We start from the raw sequence: 20,843 nt of genomic DNA on the forward strand, positions 1-20,843 counted from the left end.
ATGAGCCGTTTCCTCGCGCGGATCGCTCCGCAGCTCGTGACGCTCGCAGCCATCGTTGTGCTGGTCACGCTGTTCTTTCCGGACTTCATTCAGATCAGCTTCGAGCGCGGCCGGTTCGTCGGGCCGATCATCGACGTTTTGAAGCGTGGCGCGCCGGTCGCGTTGCTCGCGATCGGCATGACGCTGGTGATCGCGACACGCGGCATCGACCTGTCCGTCGGCACGGTCATGGCGATCACCGGCGCGGTCGGCGCCTGGGCCATCGCCTCCGGCTACGGCGTCGTCCCGGCCCTGCTGCTGGCCATGGTTGCCGGTCTCGCCTGCGGCTTGTGGAACGGCATCCTCGTGGCGATCATCGGCATCCAGCCGATCGTTGCGACCCTGATCCTGATGACCTCCGGGCGCGGCGTCGCGCAGCTGATCACCGAGGGCCGCATCCTCACCTTCAACGATCCGGCATTCGCGTTCTTCGGCTCGGGCACCTTGTTGGGCATCCCGTTTCCTGCGGTGCTGTGGCTTCTCCTTGCCGTCGCGGTGACGCTTCTGATGCGGCGAACGGCGCTCGGAATGCTGGTCGAGGCGATCGGCATCAACCGCGCCGCCTCCGCGCTCGCGGGCGTCAATGCGCGGGTCCTGCTGATCGCGGTCTACATGGCATCCGGCCTCTGCGCCGCCTTTGCCGGCATCGTCGCGACCGCCGACATTCGGGGTGCGGACGCCAACAATGCCGGGCTCTGGCTCGAACTCGACGCCATCCTCGCGGTGGTGATCGGCGGTAATTCCTTGCTCGGAGGCCGTTTCTCGATCGCCGCCTCGGTGCTCGGTGCGCTGATCATCCAGACCATCGACACCGGCATTTTGCTCGCCGGCTTCCCGTCCGAATACAATCTGGTGATCAAGGCCGGGCTCGTGCTTCTGATCCTGCTTCTGCAGTCGCCCAATCTCGCCCACACATGGCGCTTCCTGCGCGACGAGGCCATGCGTCGGCGGGAGCCGGAGCCCGAGCTTCACACCCGCAAAGAGATCGAACCATGACGGCGAATGCGCGCCTTTATCCGCTCTTTGCGACCATCGCGATCTTCATCGCCGCCTATGCGATCTGCTGGATGCAGTTTCCCTACATGCTGTCGACCCGGGTCGTGGGCAATCTCCTGACGGACAACGCCTATCTCGGCATCGTCGCCGTCGGAATGACGGTGGTGATCCTGTCCGGCGGGATCGATCTGTCGGTGGGTTCCGTCATCGCGTTCTCGGGCGTCTTCATCTCGGTCGTCCTGCGCGACACGTCGCTGCATCCTTTGGTGGTCTTCGCCCTCCTGCTGTCGGTGACGACGGCCTTTGGCGCCTTCATGGGGCTCATCATCCACTGGCTGGCGATGCCGGCCTTCATCGTCACGCTGGCCGGCATGTTTCTGGCGCGCGGCGCCGCCTACATGCTGACAATCGACTCCGTGCCGATCGATCACGCCTTCTATGAATTCATCAAGGATTCCTACTACCTCATGCCGGGCAAGGGGCGGCTGACGGTGATTGCCGTGGTCATGCTCCTGTCCGTCGCGTTCGGCGCGCTGATCGCCCACCGCACCCGCTTCGGTGCGAGCGTCTTTGCGCTCGGCGGCGGCGTTCAGACGGCGCGCTTGATGGGGGTCAACGTCGGACAGACGACAGTCCTCGTCTATGCTTTTTCCGGTTTCATGGCCGGTCTCTCCGGTATCGTCTTCTCGATCTACACGGGCTCGGGCTATCCGCTGGCCACCGTCGGCACCGAGTTGACCGCCATCGCCGCCGTCGTCATCGGCGGCACGATCCTGACCGGCGGCGCGGGCTATGTGGTGGGCACGCTGTTCGGCGTTCTGACCATGGGTCTCATCCAGACCTACATCGTCTTCGACGGGACGCTCTCCAGCTGGTGGACGAAGATCGTCATTGGCCTCCTGCTCCTGCTCTTCATCGTTCTCCAGAAAGGGCTGCTGAAGTTGACGGGAACGCAGAGGGATGCGGCCCTCGCATAAGACGAGAGCGATTGCGGTGGCGAAGCGAGCCGCGTGATGAGCGTTGGCGCGCTTCCGGTCAAGCGTGGCGTATGGAACCTGTCTCAGGGAGCCAGCGCAGAGGGTGGGTACCCTTACAGGTGACCCCGGACCGCTTTTGCCAGAAGGAGGCCATTCATGGCTTCTGCCGGTCGGCAAGCCTGCGACGATCGTGTCCGTCGTGCGTTTCAGTTCATGATTGTCGCAACAGGACCAGGATAGCCGCTGGTCCGTGAACCGTGACGCTGTTTCGTCAGGGCGGGAGGGACGTCGAAAACCCCCTCGATCCGCCTCGGCTCTTCCTGAGATCATTATTGCAAAAGCGACAATGGAAAATGCCAAACAATTATCATTTTTAAAAGTGCTTGCGAGGATTAGTTTGGGTCGAGACGAATGCATTCACCGAAAGAGGCGAGCATGCTCACGTCGGTCGAAGACCTGCACCACTTGAAATCACTGAAAGCAAAAGCGGCCACGAGAGATCGGTTCTTCGCGAGGACTTCGATTTTGGGCGGGTGAAGAGCACAGTCCGTTTCGGTGTGACGAGCTTTCATCTTGGCGCGTGCCACTATGAACTCGGCATGCGGGTATCCTCAGCAACCTGGGTGTCTGCGAAGCGCTCGTCATCTCCAGCAACCGATGTAGCGGCGCTCATCGCGATCAGGGTCCAATGTGGTGGATCTGCAATTCGGCCGCCGCGAGTCTGGGCGCCATCGACGGCGCCGGCGGCATCAGGGGGAAGGACAGACGATGACCTGGCAGCCTTATGTCGTGTCGCTTGCAGCGGGGCTTGGCATCGGCGTGATCTACGGCCTCATTGCCGTCCGCTCGCCCGCGCCGCCGATCATCGCTCTCCTCGGTCTTCTGGGAATGCTAGGGGGCGAAGCCGCCGTGCAGTGGTTTCGGGGTCATTCGAACGTGATCACCAACGCTCTGCATCTCAAATCCTTCGCCGTCGCCGAAAAGCGCGACAGCGACTCATCGCCAAACCTTTGACCGCGCGAATAACGGAGATCCGCAATGTCCAAGCTCGATGTGCTCACACCGCAGAATTCGCAGGCCATCTTCATCGATCATCAGCCGCAGATGGCGTTCGGCGTTCAGTCGATCGACCGCCAGACCCTGAAGAACAACACGGTCGCCCTGGCCAAGGCTGCCAGGATCTTCGATATCCCGACGGTCATCACCACGGTCGAAACCGAAGGCTTTTCAGGCCCGACCTATCCGGAGCTTCTCGACGTTTTTCCCAATGCGCCGCTTCTGGAGCGGACCTCAATGAATTCCTGGGACGACAGGAAGGTGCGCGACGCCCTCGCCAAGAGCGCGGCCGACGGGCGCAAGAAGGTCGTGGTCTCAGGTCTATGGACGGAGGTCTGCAACATGACCTTCGCGCTCAGCTGCATGGCCGACACCGACTACGAAATCTACATGGTCGCCGACGCCTCGGGCGGCACCTCCGTCGACGCCCACAAATACGCCATGGACCGGATGGTGCAGGCCGGCGTGATCCCGGTGACCTGGCAGCAGGTGCTGTTGGAATGGCAGCGCGACTGGGCGCGCAAGGAGACCTACGAAGCCGTCACGGACTTGGTTCGGGAGCATTCCGGGGCCTATGGCATGGGCATCGATTACGCCGCCACCATGGTTCACAAGGCGCCGACGCGGACAAGGCATACGGGACAGACGCTCTCTCCCGAACCGGCCTGATCCTCCGACACCGCTGCGGGCCCCGTGTCTGCGCTTGAACCCTTCATCTGCGTCGGGAGCAGGCTCGCAGCCGGCATGTCAGCGAAGCGACAATCCGGGACTGGCCGGTTCGCGTCCACGAACGGCCCGAGATGCTGCGTCCTGCCTGAATTGGGAGAAGGTGATGGCCGATCTCATCCTGTACAATGGGCGGATTACGACGCTCGATCCCAGGACGCCGGAGGCCGAGGCCATCGCCGTCAAGGACGGGATGATCCTGTCCGTCGGCCGCGATGCCGAGATCATGGCGCATGCGGGCCCGAAGACAGCCGTCGTCGACCTCAACAAGCGACGCGTCATTCCGGGCCTCAACGACAGCCACACCCATCTGATCCGCGGCGGACTGACCTACAATATTGAGCTTCGATGGGAGAACGTTCCGTCCATCAAGGACGCCTTGGCGATGCTGAGGCGGCAGGCGATCATGACACCCCCACCGCAATGGGTGCGTGTTGTCGGCGGATGGTCGGAATTCCAGTTCGCCGAGCGGCGGATGCCGACCCTCGCCGAGATCAACGAAGCGGCACCGGACACGCCGGTCTTCGTCCTCCATCTTTATTCCCGTGCGCTTCTCAACCAGGCGGCGCTGCGCGCGCTCGGCATCGGGAAGGAGACGCCCAATCCGCCAGGCGGCGAGATCGAGCGCGACGCCAACGGCAATCCGACCGGCATGCTGATTGCCAGACCTTCGGCGCTTATCCTCTATTCGACCCTGGCGCAGGGGCCGCGGCTGGCGCTCGAAGATCAGATCAATTCCACACGGCATTTCATGCGCGAATTGAACCGTCTTGGCGTGACCAGCGTCATCGACGCGGGCGGTGGCGGTCAGAGCTATCCGGAAGACTACGACGTTGTCCGGCAACTGCACGAAGACGGCCAGCTGACCGTGCGCATCGCCTATAATCTGTTTGCGCAAAAGGCCGGTCAGGAACTCTCCGACTATGAGCGCTGGTTCGCCATGACCGAGCCCGGGGCAGGGGACACCATGTTGCGCATGAACGGCGCCGGCGAGAATCTGGCCTGGTCGGCCGCCGATTTCGAGAATTTTCTCGAGCCACGCCCCGAACTCGCACCGGTCATGGAATCCGAGCTGGAACCGATCATCGAGCGACTGGCCGAAAACGAATGGCCGTTCCGCATTCACGCGACCTATGACGAGACCATCGATCGCTTTCTGACGGTGTTCGAGCGGGTGAACCAGCGCCAGCCCTTCAAGACCCGGTTCATCATCGACCATGCAGAGACCGTCAGTCCCCGCAATATCGAGCGGATCAAGGCCCTTGGCGGCGGGATCGCGACGCAGCACCGCATGGCGTTTCAGGGCGAGTACTTCGTTGATCGCTACGGGGCCGATGCCGCGCGCACGACGCCGCCCATGCGTGAAATGCTGAAGGCCGAGCTTCCGGTCGGCGGCGGTACCGATGCGACGCGGGTGGCGAGCTATGATCCCTGGGTCGCGATGCACTGGCTGACGACCGGCAGGACGATGGGCGGACTGACGCTTTATGGCGACGACAATCTGCTGACGCGCGAAGAGGCGCTGGCCATCTGGACCACCGGTTCGGCATGGTTCTCCGGTGAGCAGGAGGTCAAGGGCCGGCTTGCGCCCGGCATGTTCGCCGATATCGCTGTCCTCTCCGACGATCTGATGGCCGTCGAGGACGGGAAGATCCGGAGCATCACCTCCGTGCTGACGATCGTTGGCGGCCGGATCGTGTTTGGCGATGCCGAGTTTGCCGACATGAACCCGCCCTTGCCACCAGCAAGTCCCGACTGGGCGGTGAATGCGACCTTTGCGAGCCCCGCCCAGCGGGCCGCGCCGCTCGATCCGGCAGCCGCCGAAATGCGGGCTTGTGACGATGGCTGCGCCAATGGGTGCGGACTGCATGGTCACCGGCATGGGATCGTCTGGTCGAACCCGCTCCCCGTCAGTGATGAGCGGCTTTTCTGGGGCGCACTCGGCTGTTCCTGCTTCGGAGTCTGAGCTGTGGGACCGGGCTTTCGCAGAAGAACGCAGCCGACCGGCCGGTACGCCCCTGTCGTCCCGCATCCGCTCGGCCAGGTCGGGATATCGCTCACCCGAGGCAGGGCCGTTCCCCGCGATCGGGGGGCAGTCACGACGACGACCACACCCATCGTCACGGGCGTGGCCCTTGCGGCAATCCTGTCTGTCCGGAGGCGCCTGCAATGAGGTCTGCAAGCACTCTGCCGCTCGCTCTCGCTTTCCTGTCGGGCTATGTCGACACGGCGGTCTTCGTTCATATGAACGGCCTGTTCGTCGCGCACGTCACCGGCAATTTCGTCCTTCTCGGCACGCTGGTTGCCGGCGCCGATGTGATGCACGGCAGCGCGACGATGCTTCAGATTATTTCCTTTCCGCTGTTCTTCGTCGCTGCGGCGGCCGGGGCGGTGATCGCGACGCGCGTCGGCACGGAGCGGCGAACACCGGTCCTGCTCTGGACGACGGCGACGCTGACCTTCGTCGCCGGTGCGGCAGCCCTGCCTTCCATCGTTTCGGAGGGCCTTCTCGCCATGACGCTGGTCGTCGCCATGGGCCTTCTCAACGCCGCCCACCGTCTCGACAAGACGCTGGGGGCTCCTTTCACCGTGATGACGGGCAACGTCACCTCCGTGGCGATCGGCGTCGCCCAGATGCTGGGGCTCGCCGCGGACCATCCGGGCAGCGACAATGTCGCGACGATCCCGCCATTCCTGAGGCTCATTGCCGGCTTTGCCGGTGGATGTGCGCTCGGGGCGATCGTGCAGTCGTTTCTGGGGCTTGCCGCGATGATTTTGCCTGCGCTTCTCCTGGCGCTCGTGCTCGCCGCCGGAAAGCGCATGCCAGAACCGTCAAACTCGGTCTAAGCTGTCATGGCACTGTTCTGCCCAACCGTCGCGCATGATGAAGACTGCTCCCCGCCTGCGCGCATGGGCCCATCATGCGTGGCCATCGCCGCTTCCCTGTTAAGGACAAAGGGCATCATCCGATGAGTTGGAATCCGACGCAAAACCCCGAATGTCCTCAGACGGGAAGTGACGCGCTCGAAACCCTGATCATCCCTCGCGCTCGCGATCTCGGCGGGTTCGAGGTCAGGCGGGCGCTTCCGTCGCCCAAGCGTCAGATGGTCGGACCGTTCATCTTCTTCGATCAGATGGGCCCGGCCGAGTTCCTGACCGATGGCGGGATCGACGTTCGCCCGCATCCCCATATCGGGCTCGGCACCGTGACCTATCTCTACCGGGGTGAGTTCGAACACCGCGACAGCCTCGGCAGCCACCAGATGATCTACCCGGGCGAGGTCAACTGGATGGTGGCCGGGCGGGGCGTCACCCATTCCGAACGCACCAGCGCAAAGACCCGCTCCGGCCGGCACCAGTTGTTCGGCATTCAGACCTGGATCGCGCTGCCGGAGGATCGCGAGGAAATGGCGCCGGATTTCGAACATCACGGCAAGGACGCTCTGCCGCTGATCGAAGATGGCGGGGTGACCGCACGTCTGATCCTCGGCACCGCCTATGGCCGCGAGAGCCCGGTCACCATGCACTCGGAGACCTTCTATCTCGACGTCACATTGGCTCCGGGGGCGGTCTTTCCGATGCCGGACGATCACGAGGATCGCGGCATCTACATCACCGAAGGCGCGATCGAGGTCGCCGGCGATCGCTTCGAGGCCGGACGCATGATGGTGTTTCGCCCCGGCGACGGGATCACGGTCCGGGCGGGGGAGGCGGGAGCACGCCTGATGGCGCTCGGGGGCGCGACCCTGAACGAGCCGCGCTACATCTGGTGGAACTTCGTCTCGTCATCGGCCGATCGCATCGAAGCCGCGAAAGAAGCGTGGAAGGCGGCCGATTGGCAGCGCGGACCCTTCAGGCTCCCGCCCGGCGATGACGCCGAGTTCATTCCGATCGCCCCCGAATTCGAGCGCGGCCGTCCGCGCAGAGGGTGAGGGTAAGAGCGTAGAGATTTGCGAACGACCCCGGCGTTCTATGTCGCGATCTGTGCGTTGTTCGCACGTCCACCGGCGGCGATGCCCGGCATCAGGTCCGTGCAGCTCGCCTGAACCACCGGTAACCTGTCCCCCTTACAACTACGGGGCCTGATTTCTCTCCATGAGATCGCGGACTTGCTGCCTCAGGCGGGGTGTGGCGAAGTCGAGGAAGGTGCGGATCTTGCGGGGGAGGAGCCCGCCCTGGGCATGGAGGAGGCTCACCGGGGTCGGTTCGAGTTCGAAGTTCGGCAGGACGATCTGAAGCCTCCCATCCGCGACCGCGGGGGCGCACTGATAGTGGAACAAACGGGTCACACCGATGCCCTCGCAGGCCGCGAAGAGCGCCGCGTCTGCCGTGGTGACCGACAGACGAGCGGCGATCGGCACCTCGAAGATGGAGCGGGTCTCCGCATCTCGAAATCGCCAGCTCGCGACGGGTGAGCGGAACTCGAAGGCGATGGCGGGGAGGGGCTTCAAATCCTCCGGCCGTTCGACGGGCGGATGCTGCGCAAGGAGCGTCGGGCTTGCGCAGATGACGGTTCGCATCGTGCCGACATTCGTGGCGATCATGCCGCTGTCGGGGAGGGTGCCGATCCGCACCGCGACATCGATATGATCCTCCACGATCGGCACGTTGCGATCGGAAAAGGTCAGCCGCGCCGAAATCTCCGGGAACGCCTGCAGGAACTCGATGACGATCGGCAGCACGAAGAGCCGTCCGAAGAGGACGGGCGCCGCGATGAGCAACTCGCCGCGGGGGGCCTCGAACTCCCCGGCAGCCGCCCTCTCGGCACTCCCGACATCATCGAGAATGCGCCGTACCGAAGCGAGATAGGCCTCGCCAGCAACGGTCAGCGACACCTTGCGGGTGGTGCGCAGAAGCAGGCGGGTGCCGAGATGGGTTTCGAGTTCGCCGATCTTCCGGCTGACGGTCGCCAGCGGAACGCCAGTCTCGCGGCTGGCGGCGGAAAAGCTGCCCGTATCGACCACCTTCGTCAGGAGGGCCATGGCTTCGAGGCGATCCATATTATTCCAGCTATCGAGAACTGCCTTCCCGAAAATAGCCTATTATGGGCTGCAGTGGAACAATCTATGTCCTGGTCATCGGAACCACAGCGGTTCCTCTTCACCCAAGGATATGACCATGACTCGTCTTGCCATCCCCGCTCTCGCCGACGCTCCCGAGGCTTCGAAGCCGGTGCTCGCCGCCGTCGAAAAGCAGCTCGGCACCGTTCCGAACCTCTACCGGCTGCTTTCGTCGAGCCCGGCCGTGCTTTCCGGCTTCGCGGCGAATGGCGGTGCACTCGCCAAGACCCTCGACCTGCGAACCCGCGAGCGGATCGCGCTGACCGTCGCCGAGATCAATGGCTGCGACTATTGCCTCTCCGCCCACACTTATCTTGCCGCGAACCTCGCCAGGCTCGATGGCGAGGAGGTGGCGCTCGCTCGGCAGGGGCGATCGGGCGATGCCAAGGCCGATGCCGTGGTGCGCTTCGCCGCGAATGTCGTTCGCGAGCGTGGCCATGTCGGCACTGAGGATATCCGCTCCGTCAGGGATGCCGGCTATTCGGACGCTGAGATCGTGGAGATCGTCGCGCTGGTCGCCGAGAACATTTTCACGAACCTGATCAACATCGTCGCCGACACCGAGATCGACTTCCCCGTCGTGCGGACTGCGGAAGCCGCCTGATCTTGGCGTTCGGCATCGACCCTTCGACGCGCTCGACGGGAGGGGGCGACCCCTCCCGTTGTAGTCTCACCTCACGAACGAGGCCGTCCCTATGACCCGCAGATTTGTCGACATCGCCACGACCTCAAGCGTTCGTGCTGCCCAACTCGCCGCGGGCGTCACTCGTCGGCATCGGGAGCCTGAAACCCAGACGGAATGCGATAGCCTGACGGCGCATGAACGCGCCTTCATCCAGGAACGCGATAGCTTCTACATGGCAAGCGTCTCGGAAACGGGCTGGCCCTACGTCCAACACCGCGGCGGGGCGCCGGGGTTTCTGAAGGTTCTGAACGACACGACCCTCGCCTTTCCCGACTATCGCGGCAACCGCCAGTATCTCAGCGTCGGAAATCTTGCCGCAGACGATCGCACGATGCTGTTCCTGATGGACTACGCCCGGCGCGCCCGCCTCAAGATCTTCGGACGGGTCGAGACCGTCGACATTCAGGCCGAACCCGATCTCGCGCAACAGGTCATTGACCCGAGCGACGAAGCGAAGTTCGAGCGCATCTTCCGCATCCGTGTCGAGGCGTTCGACTGGAACTGCCCGCAGCACATCACGCCGCGCTTCACCGAAGCCGATATCGCCCACGCTTTGCGTCACCTCACGGACCGAATCGCGAACCTTGAAGCAGAAAACGCGCGGCTCAGCGCTGAACTTGCCAATCAAACCGGAGAATGACGATGGAAGCCGAACGACCGCCACTGCCGCCTTTCACGAACCTCGAAGACGCGGCCAGGAAGGTGCGCCTCGCCGAGGATGCCTGGAACAGTCGCGACCCAGAACGAGTCTCGCTGGCCTATACGCCCGACTGCGTCTGGCGCAACCGCGCCGAGTTCATCGAGGGCCGAGCCGCGATCGTCTCGTTCCTCACAGGCAAGTGGCAGCGTGAGCTGGACTATCGCCTGATCAAGGAGATCTGGGCCTTCCGGGAAAACCGGATCGCCGTGCGTTTCGCCTATGAATGGCACGACGACAGGGGCCAATGGTTCCGCTCATACGGCAACGAAAACTGGGAATTCGCGCCCAACGGCCTGATGGCGCGCCGGATCGCCAGCATCAACGACCTGCCGATCGCCGAGAGCGAGCGCAAGTTCCACTGGCCTTCCGGCCGGAGGCCCGAGGATCATCCAGGCCTCAACGCATTGGGCCTTTGAGCAACCCGTCGGAAGTGCATCCGAAGTCAGAGCGGACAAAGTTGCCCTCGGTCCCACCGATCCACGTCATCGTCGGACGGCAATCACGGCCGATATGCCGTCCGCACGAAAATCGCTATTCTCACATGGGGCAATTCTCGCTAGTTCGGTGGCGATGACCACTGCGCAGAATGCCATGAAGCCGAAAAGAGATGCCGTCGACCGCGTCGCCCAGATCTGCGCCGCGCTCCGGCGGGCGATAATAGAGCGGGCGCTTTCGCCGGGCGACAAGCTTCCCGAAGACGCGCTCGGCGAGAGCTTCGGTGTCAGCCGCACGATCGCGCGCCAGGCCCTTGGGCAACTCGCCGCCGAAGGCCTCGTCAATCTGCGGCGCAATCGAAAGGCGGTGGTTGCGACGCCCACGGTCGAGGAAGCCCGGGACACGTTCGAAATCCGGATCGCTCTCGAAGCGCTCGTCGCCGAGTGTCTCGCGGCTTCCATCACGGCCGAACAGGTCGGAGAGCTCAGGCGCCATGTCGCCGAGCAGGCTGCGACCGAACTCGGCAGCGAGTCGGAATCGATCCGGCTCGCAACGGACTTCCACGTCATCCTCGCCGGAATGACCGGACGTCCGATCCTCGAGCGATACGTCACTGAGGTGGCCTATCGCAGTGGACTGGCGCTCTCGACCTATGGCCGCCCGCATTCGAACGACTGCGCGATCGAAGAACATCGCCGGATCGTCGACGCCCTGGAAAGGGGCGACGCCCAGGCCGCGGCGCAGGAGATGACCGGCCATCTGTCTGCCGTGGCAGGCCGCGCGAAGGTGCTCGCCTCGGAACAACCGACGCAGGATCTCGCTGCCATCCTCGCCCCCTTCATTCCGGGCTGATCCACTTCTGCGGGGACAAGCTCTGTATCTTTTCGCGGCTCGCCCGGCCTCACCGGACGCGAGGGCGATGGTGCATGCCTGCGCGACGGGTGAACGAAAATAATCCGGCGCGGGCCTTTTCAACGTCCGTCAAAAGTGCATACACTTAGACCATAAAACTGCATGCAGAAAAAAGAGGCAGCGTGCTGCCTGAGCATGCAGCGAGTCTCGACACGGACCACACAACTTTCCCAGACTGCACCCTGACACGAAGGACAAACGCATGATTGGAAAATCGTTTTTCGCCGCCACGGTCGCCTTCGGCGCACTGGTTTCGACGCCGACCCTGGCCGAGACGCTCACGGCCGGCGCCAATGTCGGCAACGTGCCGTGGGAGTTCCAGGACGAGAACGGCGAGATCGTCGGTTTCGAGGTGGAACTCTTGAAGGAGGTCGCCGACCGTCTCGGCTATGACGAGGTCGACATCCAGAATATCCCGTTCAACGGCTTGTTCTCGGCCGTGCAGTCGGGCCGGATCGACGTCGCGATCTCCTCGATCACCATCACCGACGAGCGGCTGGAATCCGTTTCCTTCGCCCAGCCTTATTACGACAGTGATCAGTCGCTCGCTGCGCGCACCGATTCCGACGTCAAGAGCCAGGAAGACCTCGATGGCAAGGTCGTCGGTGTCGATACCGGCTCGACGGGCGACATGTATGCCACGGAGCGCGAGAGCGACTGGGGCCTTACGGAGATCCGCCGCTACGAGGGTCTGAACCCTGCGATGCTCGACCTCCAGGCCGGCCGCATCGACGGCTACGTCTCCGACATTCCGGCCGTTGCCTACTATCTGCGTGACAAGCCGGACATGGAGGTCGTCGAGCGGCTGACCACGGGCGAGCAGTATTCGATGATGTTCGCCAAGGACTCCGAACTTGCCGGGAAGGTCAACGAGGTCCTCGATACGCTGAAGGACGAGGGCTACATCGCCGACCTTCACGAAAAGTGGTTCGGTTCAGCTCCCGAAGACACGACCAGCACGGTCGAAAAGCGCGACATGCCGCAGCCGAAATCGTAAGGGTCTGACCGGACCTGATTAACGTGCGGCCGCCCGAATCTTGTCGGGCGGCCGCTCACTCGTTCGACCGAAGGTCAGATCGCGCTGCCGATGGACATCGTCTCCACATTCTTCAATATCGACGTTCTCGTCCGCTACATGCCACTTCTTCTGGAAGGCCTGTGGCGGACGATCGCGCTCGGATTCCTGTCGATCGTCCTCGGTCTGATCGGCGGGCTCGTCCTCGCAATGGGGCGGCTTTACGGTGCGGCACCGATCCGCTTCCTAGTGATCGGCTATGTCGATGTGTTCCGGGCCATTCCCGTTCTCGTCTGGCTTGTCATCGTCTATTATGCCTTGCCGTTTCTGGGGATACGTCTCTCCCCCTTCGCCTCCGCCGCGACGGCGCTGACCATGATCTCAAGCGCCTATACGGCTGAGATCTATCGCGCCGGCATCGAGGCGATCCCGCGCGGCCAGTTCGAGGCCGGGCAATCGATCGGCCTGTCGACCTTCGACCTGATGCGCGATGTGATCCTGCCCCAGGCGATCCGGATCGTCGTTCCGCCGCTCACCAACAATTCGATCAACGTCATGAAGGACACCGCGCTCGCCTCCGTCGTCGCGATGCCGGATCTTCTGAAACAGGCGACACAGGCCCAGGCGCTGGCCGCCAACCCGACGCCGCTGATCGGCGCCGCGATCCTCTATCTCATTCTCCTTCTGCCGCTGGTGCGTCTCGTCGCGGTGTTCGAAAAGCGGCTCGGCCGCTCCGCGAGGCGCTGATGGCCAAGATCGAAGATAAACCGATCATCCAGATGCGCGGCGTCACCAAACGCTTCGGCAAGTTCGAGGCGCTGAAGAGCGTCGATCTCGAGGTGGCTACAGGGGAGGTCGTCGTGCTGCTCGGCCCCTCCGGTTCGGGCAAATCCACGCTGATCCGCTGCATCAACCTGCTCGAGACCTACGAAGACGGTGAAATCATCGTCGACGGCATCCGCGTCGAGGAAGGCCGCGCCCTGCGCCAGGTGCGTGAGGAAGTCGGCATGGTCTTCCAGGCCTTCAACCTCTTCCCCAACCTCACCGTCCTCGACAATGTCGCACTCGGGCCGGTGAGGGTGCGCAAGATGTCCTGGGACGCCGCGCGCAAGCGTGCGCGGACCCTGCTCGAACGGGTCGGCATCGGCGAGCAGGCCGACAAATATCCGATCCAGCTCTCCGGCGGTCAGCAGCAGCGCGTCGGCATCGCCCGGGCGCTCGCCATGGAGCCGCATATCCTGCTCTTCGACGAGCCCACCTCGGCGCTCGATCCGGAGATGGTGGGGGAAGTCCTCGACGTCATTCGCGGTCTCGTCGATGGCGGCACGACCATGCTTCTCGTCACCCACGAGATGGGGTTCGCGCGCAAGATCGCCGATCGCATCGTGTTCATGGAGGCCGGCGAGATCAAGGAAATCGCCGATCCGGACATATTCTTCACCAACCCTTCGAGCGAGCGCGCCAGGGCCTTCCTAGACGCGGTGCTCAACCATTGAACCACATTGTGCTGCCGCGCCCTTGCGGGCCGCGGCAGTGTGCGACGACAAAGGCATGACAGATGGCACTCGATCTTGATTTCGTCCGCAGCCAGTTCCCGGCGCTCGCCGGCGAATGGGCCTTCATGGACAATGCCGGCGGCAGCCAGACGCTCGCCCGCGTGGCGGAGCGGGTCTCGGACTATCTCCTGACCTCGAACGTGCAGACCGGGGCGAGCTACGCGCCGAGCCTGAAGTCGACCGAGCGGGTGCGCGAAGCGCGCAAGGCCTATGCCCACTACATGAATGCCGACCCGTCCGAAATCGTCATGGGCGCCTCCACCACGGCGCTCCTTCGCTATCTGTCCGAGGCGATGGTCGGACGGCTGCAGCCGGGCGACGAGATCATCGTCACCAACGTTGATCACGAGGCCAATATCGGGCCGTGGCTGAAGCACGAAGCGCGCGGGGTCGTCGTCAAATTCTGGCGCTGCAATCCGGAGACCTTCGAACTGGAACTCGACGGGCTGAAGAGTCTGATCAGCGAGCGCACCAAGCTCGTCTGCGTCACCCACGCCTCCAATATTCTCGGCACCATCAATCCGATCCCCGAGATCGCCGAGATCGTCCATGCGGCGGGGGCCGAGTTGTGCGTCGACGGCGTCGCCTACGCGCCCCACCGTGCGCTCGACATGCAGACGCTCGGCGCGGACTACTACGTCTTTTCGAGCTACAAGGTGTTCGGACCGCATTTCGCGGTGATGTGGGGCCGCAAGGACAAGCTCCGCGAGCTCGACAACATCTACCACTTCTTCTTTTCCAAGGATTCCGTGCCCCACAAGCTGGAGCCCGGCAACATCAATTACGAATGCGCCTACGGGGCGATCGGCGCCGTCGACTATGTCGAGGAACTCGGCCGAAAGGCCGGCGCTGGCGAGGGGCGCGCTGCCATCGAGGCGGGCTTTGCCGACATTGCCGAGCAGGAGCGGGCGATCACCGCGCGTCTCATGGATTTTCTGGAAAGCCGCAACTCCGTGCGCATCATCGGGCGCCGCTCCAGCGCGATCGAGGACCGGGTCGCTACCGTCAGCTTCACCGTCGAGGACCGGGGTTCAAAGGCCGTCGTCGAGGCCGTGGACCCGGCCAAGGTCGGCATCCGCCACGGTCATTTCTACGCCTACCGGCTGATCGACGACCTCGGCCTGATGGACCGGAACGGCGTCGTCCGCGTGTCGATGGTTCACTACAACACACTCGAGGAGGTCGACCGCCTGATCGCCGCCCTCGAACCCAGCCTTTGAACGGGAGGGGCGACATGTTCGATCTCCTGATCCGCGGCGGCACGATCGCCACCGCCTCCGACGTCTTCGAAGCCGACGTGGCCGTTAAGGACGGTGTGATCGTCCAGATCGGCCGCGATCTGGGTCCGTCGGCCGAAACGGTTGGTGCTTCCGGCCGCTATGTCCTGCCCGGCGGCATCGACAGCCATGTGCATATCTCCCAGCCCTCGGGCGAGGGGATCGTCATGGCGGACGATTTCGAGAGCGGCACGCGCTCGGCGCTCTTCGGCGGCAACACGACGATCATGCCCTTCTGTCTGCAGCGGAAGGGGGAGGGGCTCCGGGCGGCGCTGAAGGACTATCACGCGCTCGCCGAGGGCAATTGCTACACCGACGTCAGCTTCCACATGATCGTCTCAGACCCGAGCGCCCAGGTGCTCGGCCAGGAGCTGCCGGCCCTGGTCGAAGACGGCTACACCTCGCTCAAGGTCTTCATGACTTATGAGGATCTTCGCCTGTCGGACGCGCAGATCCTCGGCGTTCTCGACACGGCCCGGCGCACTGGCGCGCTCGTCATGGTCCATTGCGAGAACGAGGATGCGATCCGTTATCTCGTCGGCGTCCACGAGGCGGAAGGGCGCGTCGAGCCGAAGTCGCACGCGACCACAAGGCCGATCGCGGCCGAACGCGAAGCCACCCATCGCGCGCTCTCGCTTGCCGAGATCGTCGACACGCCGCTCGTCATCGTTCACGTCTCCAATCGCGAGTCGATGGAGGAGATCGAGCGCGCCCGCCGCCGCGGCCGGAAGGTGATCGGCGAGACCTGCCCGCAATATCTGATGCTGACGGCCGAGGATCTCGACGGCATGGACTGGGAGGGTGCGAAGTTCGTCTGCTCACCGCCGCCCCGCGACAAGGAAAGCCAGGTCGCCTGCTGGGAGGGGATCGAGCGCGGCGTCTTCGATCTTTATTCCTCCGACCATTGCCCGTTTCGCTACGAGGACGATCACGGCAAGCTGAACCCGAAGGGCCGGGAGAATTTCCGCCATATCCCCAATGGCATTCCGGGCATCGAGACACGCCTGCCGATCCTGTTCTCGGAAGGCGTGATGAAGGGCCGGATCGATCTGCCGCGCTTCGTGGCGCTGACGTCGACCAACCACGCCAAGACCTATGGTCTTTACCCGCGAAAGGGCACCATTGCCATCGGAGCGGATGCCGACCTCGCGATCTGGGACCCCAACGAGACCCGCACGATCCGTCACGCCGATCTCCACGACGCGTCCGACTATTCGCCCTATGAGGGCTTGGCGATCACCGGATGGCCGACGACGATCATCCGCGGAGGCAAGGTCGTCCTTGAGGCGGGAGAATTGACGGAAGCGGCGCGGGCGGGCCGCTATCTCGAGCGGAAACGTTCGCCCCTGGCCGGCCCTGTGTGACCGGTCGACCTGAACCGTCGGACCCACATGCGAGGTGATCCGGTCCAATAAAGGGCACCCGATCAGAGTTCAGCTGCGCCGGTCAGGATCAGGTTCACTGCGAGAAATGCGAGAAACAGGAGGACGGCCAGCCGGAACCGGTCGGCGGAGATGCGATCGCCGATCGCATTGCCGGCTGCCATCCCGGCGAGGGACGCCGGAATGCACAGGGCGCTGATGGCGAGACGTGTCGTGTCGATGAGCCCGGCCGCCACGAAGGTCCCGGAGATCAGCACTCCGGAAACGATGAAGAGAAGGCTGAGGGTCGAAACGAAGAGCTTGCGGTCGACCTTCAGGCCGACAAGATACATCACGAACAGAGGACCGTTCGCCGTCGTCAGCGCTCCGACGATGCCGGCCGCGACACCGACGCCCAGTCCGACCGGGCGTTCCGCCGGTGCGGCGATGGCAAGGGCTGGCCTGGTCAACGTCAGACCGACGAAGAGAAGCACGAACACACCGAGCGCGATGAGAAGCGCACTGTCGGAAATCCGGCTGACGAGCATGGCGCCGACAGGCACGCCGAAAGCCACACCCAGCAACACGAGGCGAAACCGGTAGATCGTCTCGCGCATGCGTTTGGCCTGGATGAACTGCGCGATGTTGGTGAAGGGCAGCACCAGCGCATTGACGGCAAGCGCGAAGTCGACGGGTACGAAGAACGGCAGGATCGCCATCGTCGTCAATGGCAGACCGAAACCGAGGGCCCCCTTGACCATGCCGCCGGCGACGAAGATCGCCACCAGAAGCGCAAGGGATGCCGGATCGAAAGGGTCGATGGCATTCATTCCGCAGGCCGCGTCCCGGACGAGGACATTGCAGAGGGCGTCCCCAACGGGGTGAGAACGGCTCTCTCCCTGCTGGCCTGAAGTGTCTGGCGGATGATGACCGCGACGGCGAGCAGTGTGAGGCTCCAGAAGAACCAGGTGATCGGCCCGCGGACGAAAATGTCGAGCGAACCCTGCGACATCAGGAGCGACTGCCGGAAATTGTTTTCCAGAAGCGGCCCGAGAATGAAGGCGATGACGAAGGGGGCTGCCGGGATGCGCAGGAGCAGCATGCCATAACCGATCGCTCCGATCGCAAACATCACCCCGACGTCGAAGACGGAATTGTTGACGGCGAAGACACCGTAGACCGAGAGGACAAGGACGCTCGGCAGAAGAACGTAGCGGGGCACGTCCGCGATATAGCGGAAACCGCGGATCGCCGCCCCGCCTACGAGCAAGAGAATGACGGAGGACAGGACGAGGCCGATGAAGATGGCGTAGATGATATCGCCATTCGTGGCGAACATCATGGGGCCCGGCTGCAGCCCGTGGATCATGAAGGCGCCGATGATGATCGCGGTCGTCACGTCTCCCGGCACGCCAAGAGCAAGCAGCGGAATGAGCGTCGCGCCGGCAACGCCGTTATTGCCGGCCTCGGCCGCCGCGACGCCTTCCACCTCGCCCTTGCCGAAATTGGCGCGATTGGGCGAATTGCGCCGTGCTTCCGAATAGGAAACAAAGGCGGCCGGCGCCGCGCCGATCCCCGGAATGGCGCCGAGTATGACGCCGATGAAGGAGCCTCGGATGATCGACTTCAAGGAATGTCGGAATTCGGTGAAGCTCAGATGGACATGGCCGAGCTTGCGCACGTCTCCATCGATCTCCTTGGGATTTCGCACATAGGCGAAAATCTCGGGGATCGCGAAGAGACCGATCAGGACGGCAATGAAGTTGAGACCGCCCATCAGGTTGGCCGAGCCGAAGATGAAGCGATCGGTGCCGTAGACAAGATCGAGACCCACGGTCGCGAGGAGAAGGCCCAGGATGGCGGAGACGCAGCCCTTCAGAAGGCTGTCGCCGGAGACGCCTGCGATGATGGTCAGGGAGAAGAGAATGAGGGTGAAGAACTCCGGCGGGCCGAATTGCAGCGCGAAGGAAGCGAGCCAGCCCGCGAAGAGGATGAGAGCGAGATTGGAGACGAGATCGGCGATGCAGGACGCGTAGAGCGCCATGTCGAGCGCCTTGCCGGCCTGTCCCTTCTCCGCCAGCGGATAGCCGTCGATGGTGGTCGCCGAGGAAGCGGGCGTTCCCGGCGTCTTGATCAGGATGGCCGGTATCGAGCCGCCGAAGACACCGCCCTTGTAAACGCCGAGGAGCAGCAGGATGCCGAAGATCGGCTGAAGTGAAAAGGTGAAGGGCAAAGTGAGCGCCACGGCCATCACGGCCGACATGCCTGGAATGGCGCCGGCGATGACGCCGATCGTGACGCCGAGGACGAGGTAGCCAACGCTCTGCCATTGGGCAACGAGCCCAAAGCCCATCCCAATCTGGTCCATCAGGGTCATGGCAGCCTCAGGACGTCGCTTTGCGGGATGTTGACCCCCGCCACATGGTAGAAGAAGGCGAAGAGGAGGATCGGCAGGATCAGAGCGGCGGCCAGTCCGATGATCTTGTTCGGTGCTCCGGTCAGAAAGACGAAGGCGGCGAAGGCCAGCACCGACGCCCAGACCATCCCGATGAAGGCGATCGCCTCGAAATAGATCACCGCGAGAACGACGAAGCCGACAAGGCGGAGGATCTCGGAGCCGACGAGCGGCTCGAAGACGTCGCCGACATCCTCACGCTTGCGACGCAACTGGGCGATACCGAGGAGGACGCCCGCGGCGGTCAGGCCGACCGCGAGAATCGTCGGCCAGAAGGCCGGTGACAGAAGGATCGACCGCATGGATGACGGCGTGTCGACGCCGAGCGGGATGGCGACGAAGCAGAGGAGCAGTCCGAAGACGACGATAAATGCCGAGAGCACGAACTCGATGCGGCGCGAGAGCATGAAGCCTTTCCCTTTCTCCGCGTTGAGCCAGTCGCTGCGATGCGAAGCGAAGAAGAGCGCCCGATGCGGGACGCTCTTCTTCTCAACGTCCGTGACTACTCGACGCGCAGGCCCAGGTCTTCGACGAGCCGCGAGAAGGTCTGGTACTGGTTGTTGACGAATTCGAGGGATTCTTCTGGCGACATCAGATCAATCTTCGATCCAGCCTGCTTCATGAAGTTGAGGAAGGTCTCGTCCTTCACCGCTTCGGCGAGCCAGCTGCGCCACTGTTCGGCAGCCTCGTCGGGCATGTCATCCGGCCCGGCGATCCCTGTCCAGCCAACGAGCGCTTCCAGATCCTCGTGGCCGAGCGATGCGGCGGTGGGCGCGTCGAAGCCTTCCAACGGCTCGGCCGTCGTGACAAGGATGGGGCGAAGCTGGCCGTTCTTGACGAAGCTCGCGAGCGCCGACGAATTGGTGCAAACGAAGGTCGCTGTGCCCTGGTACACCGCCAGCGCGGCTTCGCCGCCGCCGGCAAGCGGCAGATGGGTTACCTCGCGAACATTCTCGACGCCGAAGGAATCGAGCACCATCGCCGCTGCGATCTGCAGCATCGAGCCGACGCCGGAGGAGGAATAGCGCACGGCCGCCGGGTCGTCCTTCGCCATGGCGACGAGATCGTCCATCGTCTCGATGTCGGAATTCGCGGAAACCGCGCAGACCACCGGATTGATCTCGTAGACCCCGACGAAGCGGAAATCCTCGAGCTTGTAGGGCAGGTTCGCCTTCATGGCCGGATTGACCGTGTGCGAGCCGACGCGGGCGGCAAGGACGGTGTAGCCGTCGCCTTCCGCATTGGCGACTGCCGCCGAGCCGGTCGCGCCGCCGGCACCTGTCCGGTTGACCAGCACGAAGGGCTGTTCTGACTGAGAGCCGAGAGCCGTTGCGAGCGCGCGGGCCGAAAGATCGGTCGCGCCGCCCGGACCGTAAGGAATGACGATCTGGACCGGCCGCTCGGGATATTCCGCAAGAGCAGGCGCCGCGCTCAGCGCGGTTGCTGCAAGGCCGAAGGCCATGGCGAGTGATTTCAGTTTCATAGGGTCCTCCCGTTTTCTCGTGGTATTCGATCTCCGGGTGGCCGCCCCTCCCAAGGCGAAGCGATCCGAAGGCCGCGCTCCATCGGAGTTCGGCGATTGCCCGCGGCGTC

Annotated in this window: 21 protein-coding genes; 16 read left to right on the forward strand and 5 right to left on the reverse strand. The window is 63.7% G+C overall.

All coding sequences use genetic code 11. The features are described 5' to 3' along the window. From MF134_RS11260 to MF134_RS11290, 7 genes are all read left to right on the forward strand, one after another. Positions 1-1,035, forward strand: coding sequence for an ABC transporter permease (locus MF134_RS11260; RefSeq protein ID WP_255339549.1), 1,035 nt, complete (start codon positions 1-3; stop codon positions 1,033-1,035). Continuing rightward, positions 1,032-2,012 (forward strand): galactofuranose ABC transporter, permease protein YjfF, encoded by a 981-nt coding sequence (gene yjfF, locus MF134_RS11265; protein WP_255339550.1) that lies wholly within the window; start codon positions 1,032-1,034, stop codon positions 2,010-2,012. Before MF134_RS11260 ends, yjfF begins: the two co-directional genes overlap by 4 nt. A gap of 768 nt (positions 2,013-2,780) precedes the next feature. Next, the gene (locus MF134_RS11270; protein WP_255339551.1) at positions 2,781-3,026 is read left to right on the forward strand and encodes a DUF1427 family protein; all 246 of its coding nucleotides are present in this window, start codon (positions 2,781-2,783) and stop codon (positions 3,024-3,026) included. A gap of 24 nt (positions 3,027-3,050) precedes the next feature. Continuing rightward, entirely contained in the window at positions 3,051-3,737 is a 687-nt protein-coding gene (locus tag MF134_RS11275) for a hydrolase (protein WP_255339552.1), read from the forward strand. 163 nt (positions 3,738-3,900) lie between these two features. Further along, positions 3,901-5,760, forward strand: a complete 1,860-nt coding sequence (locus tag MF134_RS11280; protein WP_255339553.1) for an amidohydrolase — start codon at positions 3,901-3,903, stop codon at positions 5,758-5,760. Positions 5,761-5,963: 203 nt separating this feature from the next. Next, positions 5,964-6,641 (forward strand): YoaK family protein, encoded by a 678-nt coding sequence (locus tag MF134_RS11285; RefSeq protein WP_255339554.1) that lies wholly within the window; start codon positions 5,964-5,966, stop codon positions 6,639-6,641. A gap of 122 nt (positions 6,642-6,763) precedes the next feature. Beyond that, positions 6,764-7,726, forward strand: a complete 963-nt coding sequence (locus tag MF134_RS11290) for a pirin family protein (RefSeq protein ID WP_255339555.1) — start codon at positions 6,764-6,766, stop codon at positions 7,724-7,726. 141 nt (positions 7,727-7,867) lie between these two features. Here MF134_RS11290 and MF134_RS11295 read toward each other — a convergent pair whose 3' ends face one another. Then, on the reverse strand, positions 7,868-8,794 hold the full coding sequence (locus MF134_RS11295) for a LysR family transcriptional regulator (protein ID WP_255339556.1): 927 nt from the start codon (positions 8,792-8,794) through the stop codon (positions 7,868-7,870). Positions 8,795-8,912: 118 nt separating this feature from the next. Between MF134_RS11295 and MF134_RS11300 the strand changes: the two genes are divergently transcribed. The 9 genes from MF134_RS11300 to hydA all read left to right on the forward strand — a co-directional run bounded on the left by MF134_RS11300 (position 8,913) and on the right by hydA (position 16,798). After that, on the forward strand, positions 8,913-9,458 hold the full coding sequence (locus MF134_RS11300; RefSeq protein WP_255339557.1) for a carboxymuconolactone decarboxylase family protein: 546 nt from the start codon (positions 8,913-8,915) through the stop codon (positions 9,456-9,458). A gap of 91 nt (positions 9,459-9,549) precedes the next feature. Next, a complete protein-coding gene (locus tag MF134_RS11305; protein WP_255339558.1) occupies positions 9,550-10,179 on the forward strand; it encodes a pyridoxamine 5'-phosphate oxidase family protein in 630 nt (209 codons plus the stop codon). Between the two features lie 2 nt (positions 10,180-10,181). Then, the gene (locus MF134_RS11310; RefSeq protein WP_255339559.1) at positions 10,182-10,655 is read left to right on the forward strand and encodes a nuclear transport factor 2 family protein; all 474 of its coding nucleotides are present in this window, start codon (positions 10,182-10,184) and stop codon (positions 10,653-10,655) included. Positions 10,656-10,830: 175 nt separating this feature from the next. Continuing rightward, positions 10,831-11,526, forward strand: coding sequence for a GntR family transcriptional regulator (locus tag MF134_RS11315; RefSeq protein ID WP_255339560.1), 696 nt, complete (start codon positions 10,831-10,833; stop codon positions 11,524-11,526). 262 nt (positions 11,527-11,788) lie between these two features. Beyond that, complete coding sequence (locus MF134_RS11320) at positions 11,789-12,583, forward strand: basic amino acid ABC transporter substrate-binding protein (RefSeq protein ID WP_255339561.1); 795 nt, start codon at positions 11,789-11,791, stop codon at positions 12,581-12,583. Between the two features lie 90 nt (positions 12,584-12,673). Further along, positions 12,674-13,348: an amino acid ABC transporter permease gene (locus MF134_RS11325; protein ID WP_255339562.1), complete on the forward strand. Its 675-nt coding sequence runs from the start codon at positions 12,674-12,676 to the stop codon at positions 13,346-13,348. Beyond that, positions 13,348-14,097, forward strand: a complete 750-nt coding sequence (locus MF134_RS11330; RefSeq protein ID WP_304363724.1) for an amino acid ABC transporter ATP-binding protein — start codon at positions 13,348-13,350, stop codon at positions 14,095-14,097. The genes MF134_RS11325 and MF134_RS11330 overlap by 1 nt, the downstream gene beginning before the upstream one ends. Before the next feature lie 62 nt (positions 14,098-14,159). After that, positions 14,160-15,377 carry a cysteine desulfurase-like protein gene (locus MF134_RS11335; protein ID WP_255339563.1) on the forward strand — a complete coding sequence of 406 codons (1,218 nt, stop codon included), beginning with the start codon at positions 14,160-14,162 and terminating at the stop codon, positions 15,375-15,377. A 14-nt stretch (positions 15,378-15,391) separates the two neighbouring features. Continuing rightward, positions 15,392-16,798 carry a dihydropyrimidinase gene (gene hydA / locus MF134_RS11340; protein ID WP_255339564.1) on the forward strand — a complete coding sequence of 469 codons (1,407 nt, stop codon included), beginning with the start codon at positions 15,392-15,394 and terminating at the stop codon, positions 16,796-16,798. Between the two features lie 62 nt (positions 16,799-16,860). Here hydA and MF134_RS11345 read toward each other — a convergent pair whose 3' ends face one another. The 4 genes from MF134_RS11345 to MF134_RS11360 form a co-directional block, all read right to left on the reverse strand. Then, entirely contained in the window at positions 16,861-17,625 is a 765-nt protein-coding gene (locus MF134_RS11345) for a sulfite exporter TauE/SafE family protein (protein WP_255339565.1), read from the reverse strand. After that, complete coding sequence (locus tag MF134_RS11350) at positions 17,622-19,172, reverse strand: tripartite tricarboxylate transporter permease (RefSeq protein WP_255339566.1); 1,551 nt, start codon at positions 19,170-19,172, stop codon at positions 17,622-17,624. Before MF134_RS11350 ends, MF134_RS11345 begins: the two co-directional genes overlap by 4 nt. Beyond that, on the reverse strand, positions 19,169-19,657 hold the full coding sequence (locus MF134_RS11355) for a tripartite tricarboxylate transporter TctB family protein (protein WP_255339567.1): 489 nt from the start codon (positions 19,655-19,657) through the stop codon (positions 19,169-19,171). The genes MF134_RS11350 and MF134_RS11355 overlap by 4 nt, the downstream gene beginning before the upstream one ends. 95 nt (positions 19,658-19,752) lie before the next feature. Then, positions 19,753-20,733, reverse strand: coding sequence for a tripartite tricarboxylate transporter substrate binding protein (locus tag MF134_RS11360; protein WP_255339568.1), 981 nt, complete (start codon positions 20,731-20,733; stop codon positions 19,753-19,755). Positions 20,734-20,843: the final 110 nt, after the last annotated feature.

The sequence above is a fragment of the Jiella marina genome, assembly GCF_024359545.1.
Classification (GTDB): domain Bacteria; phylum Pseudomonadota; class Alphaproteobacteria; order Rhizobiales; family Rhizobiaceae; genus Jiella.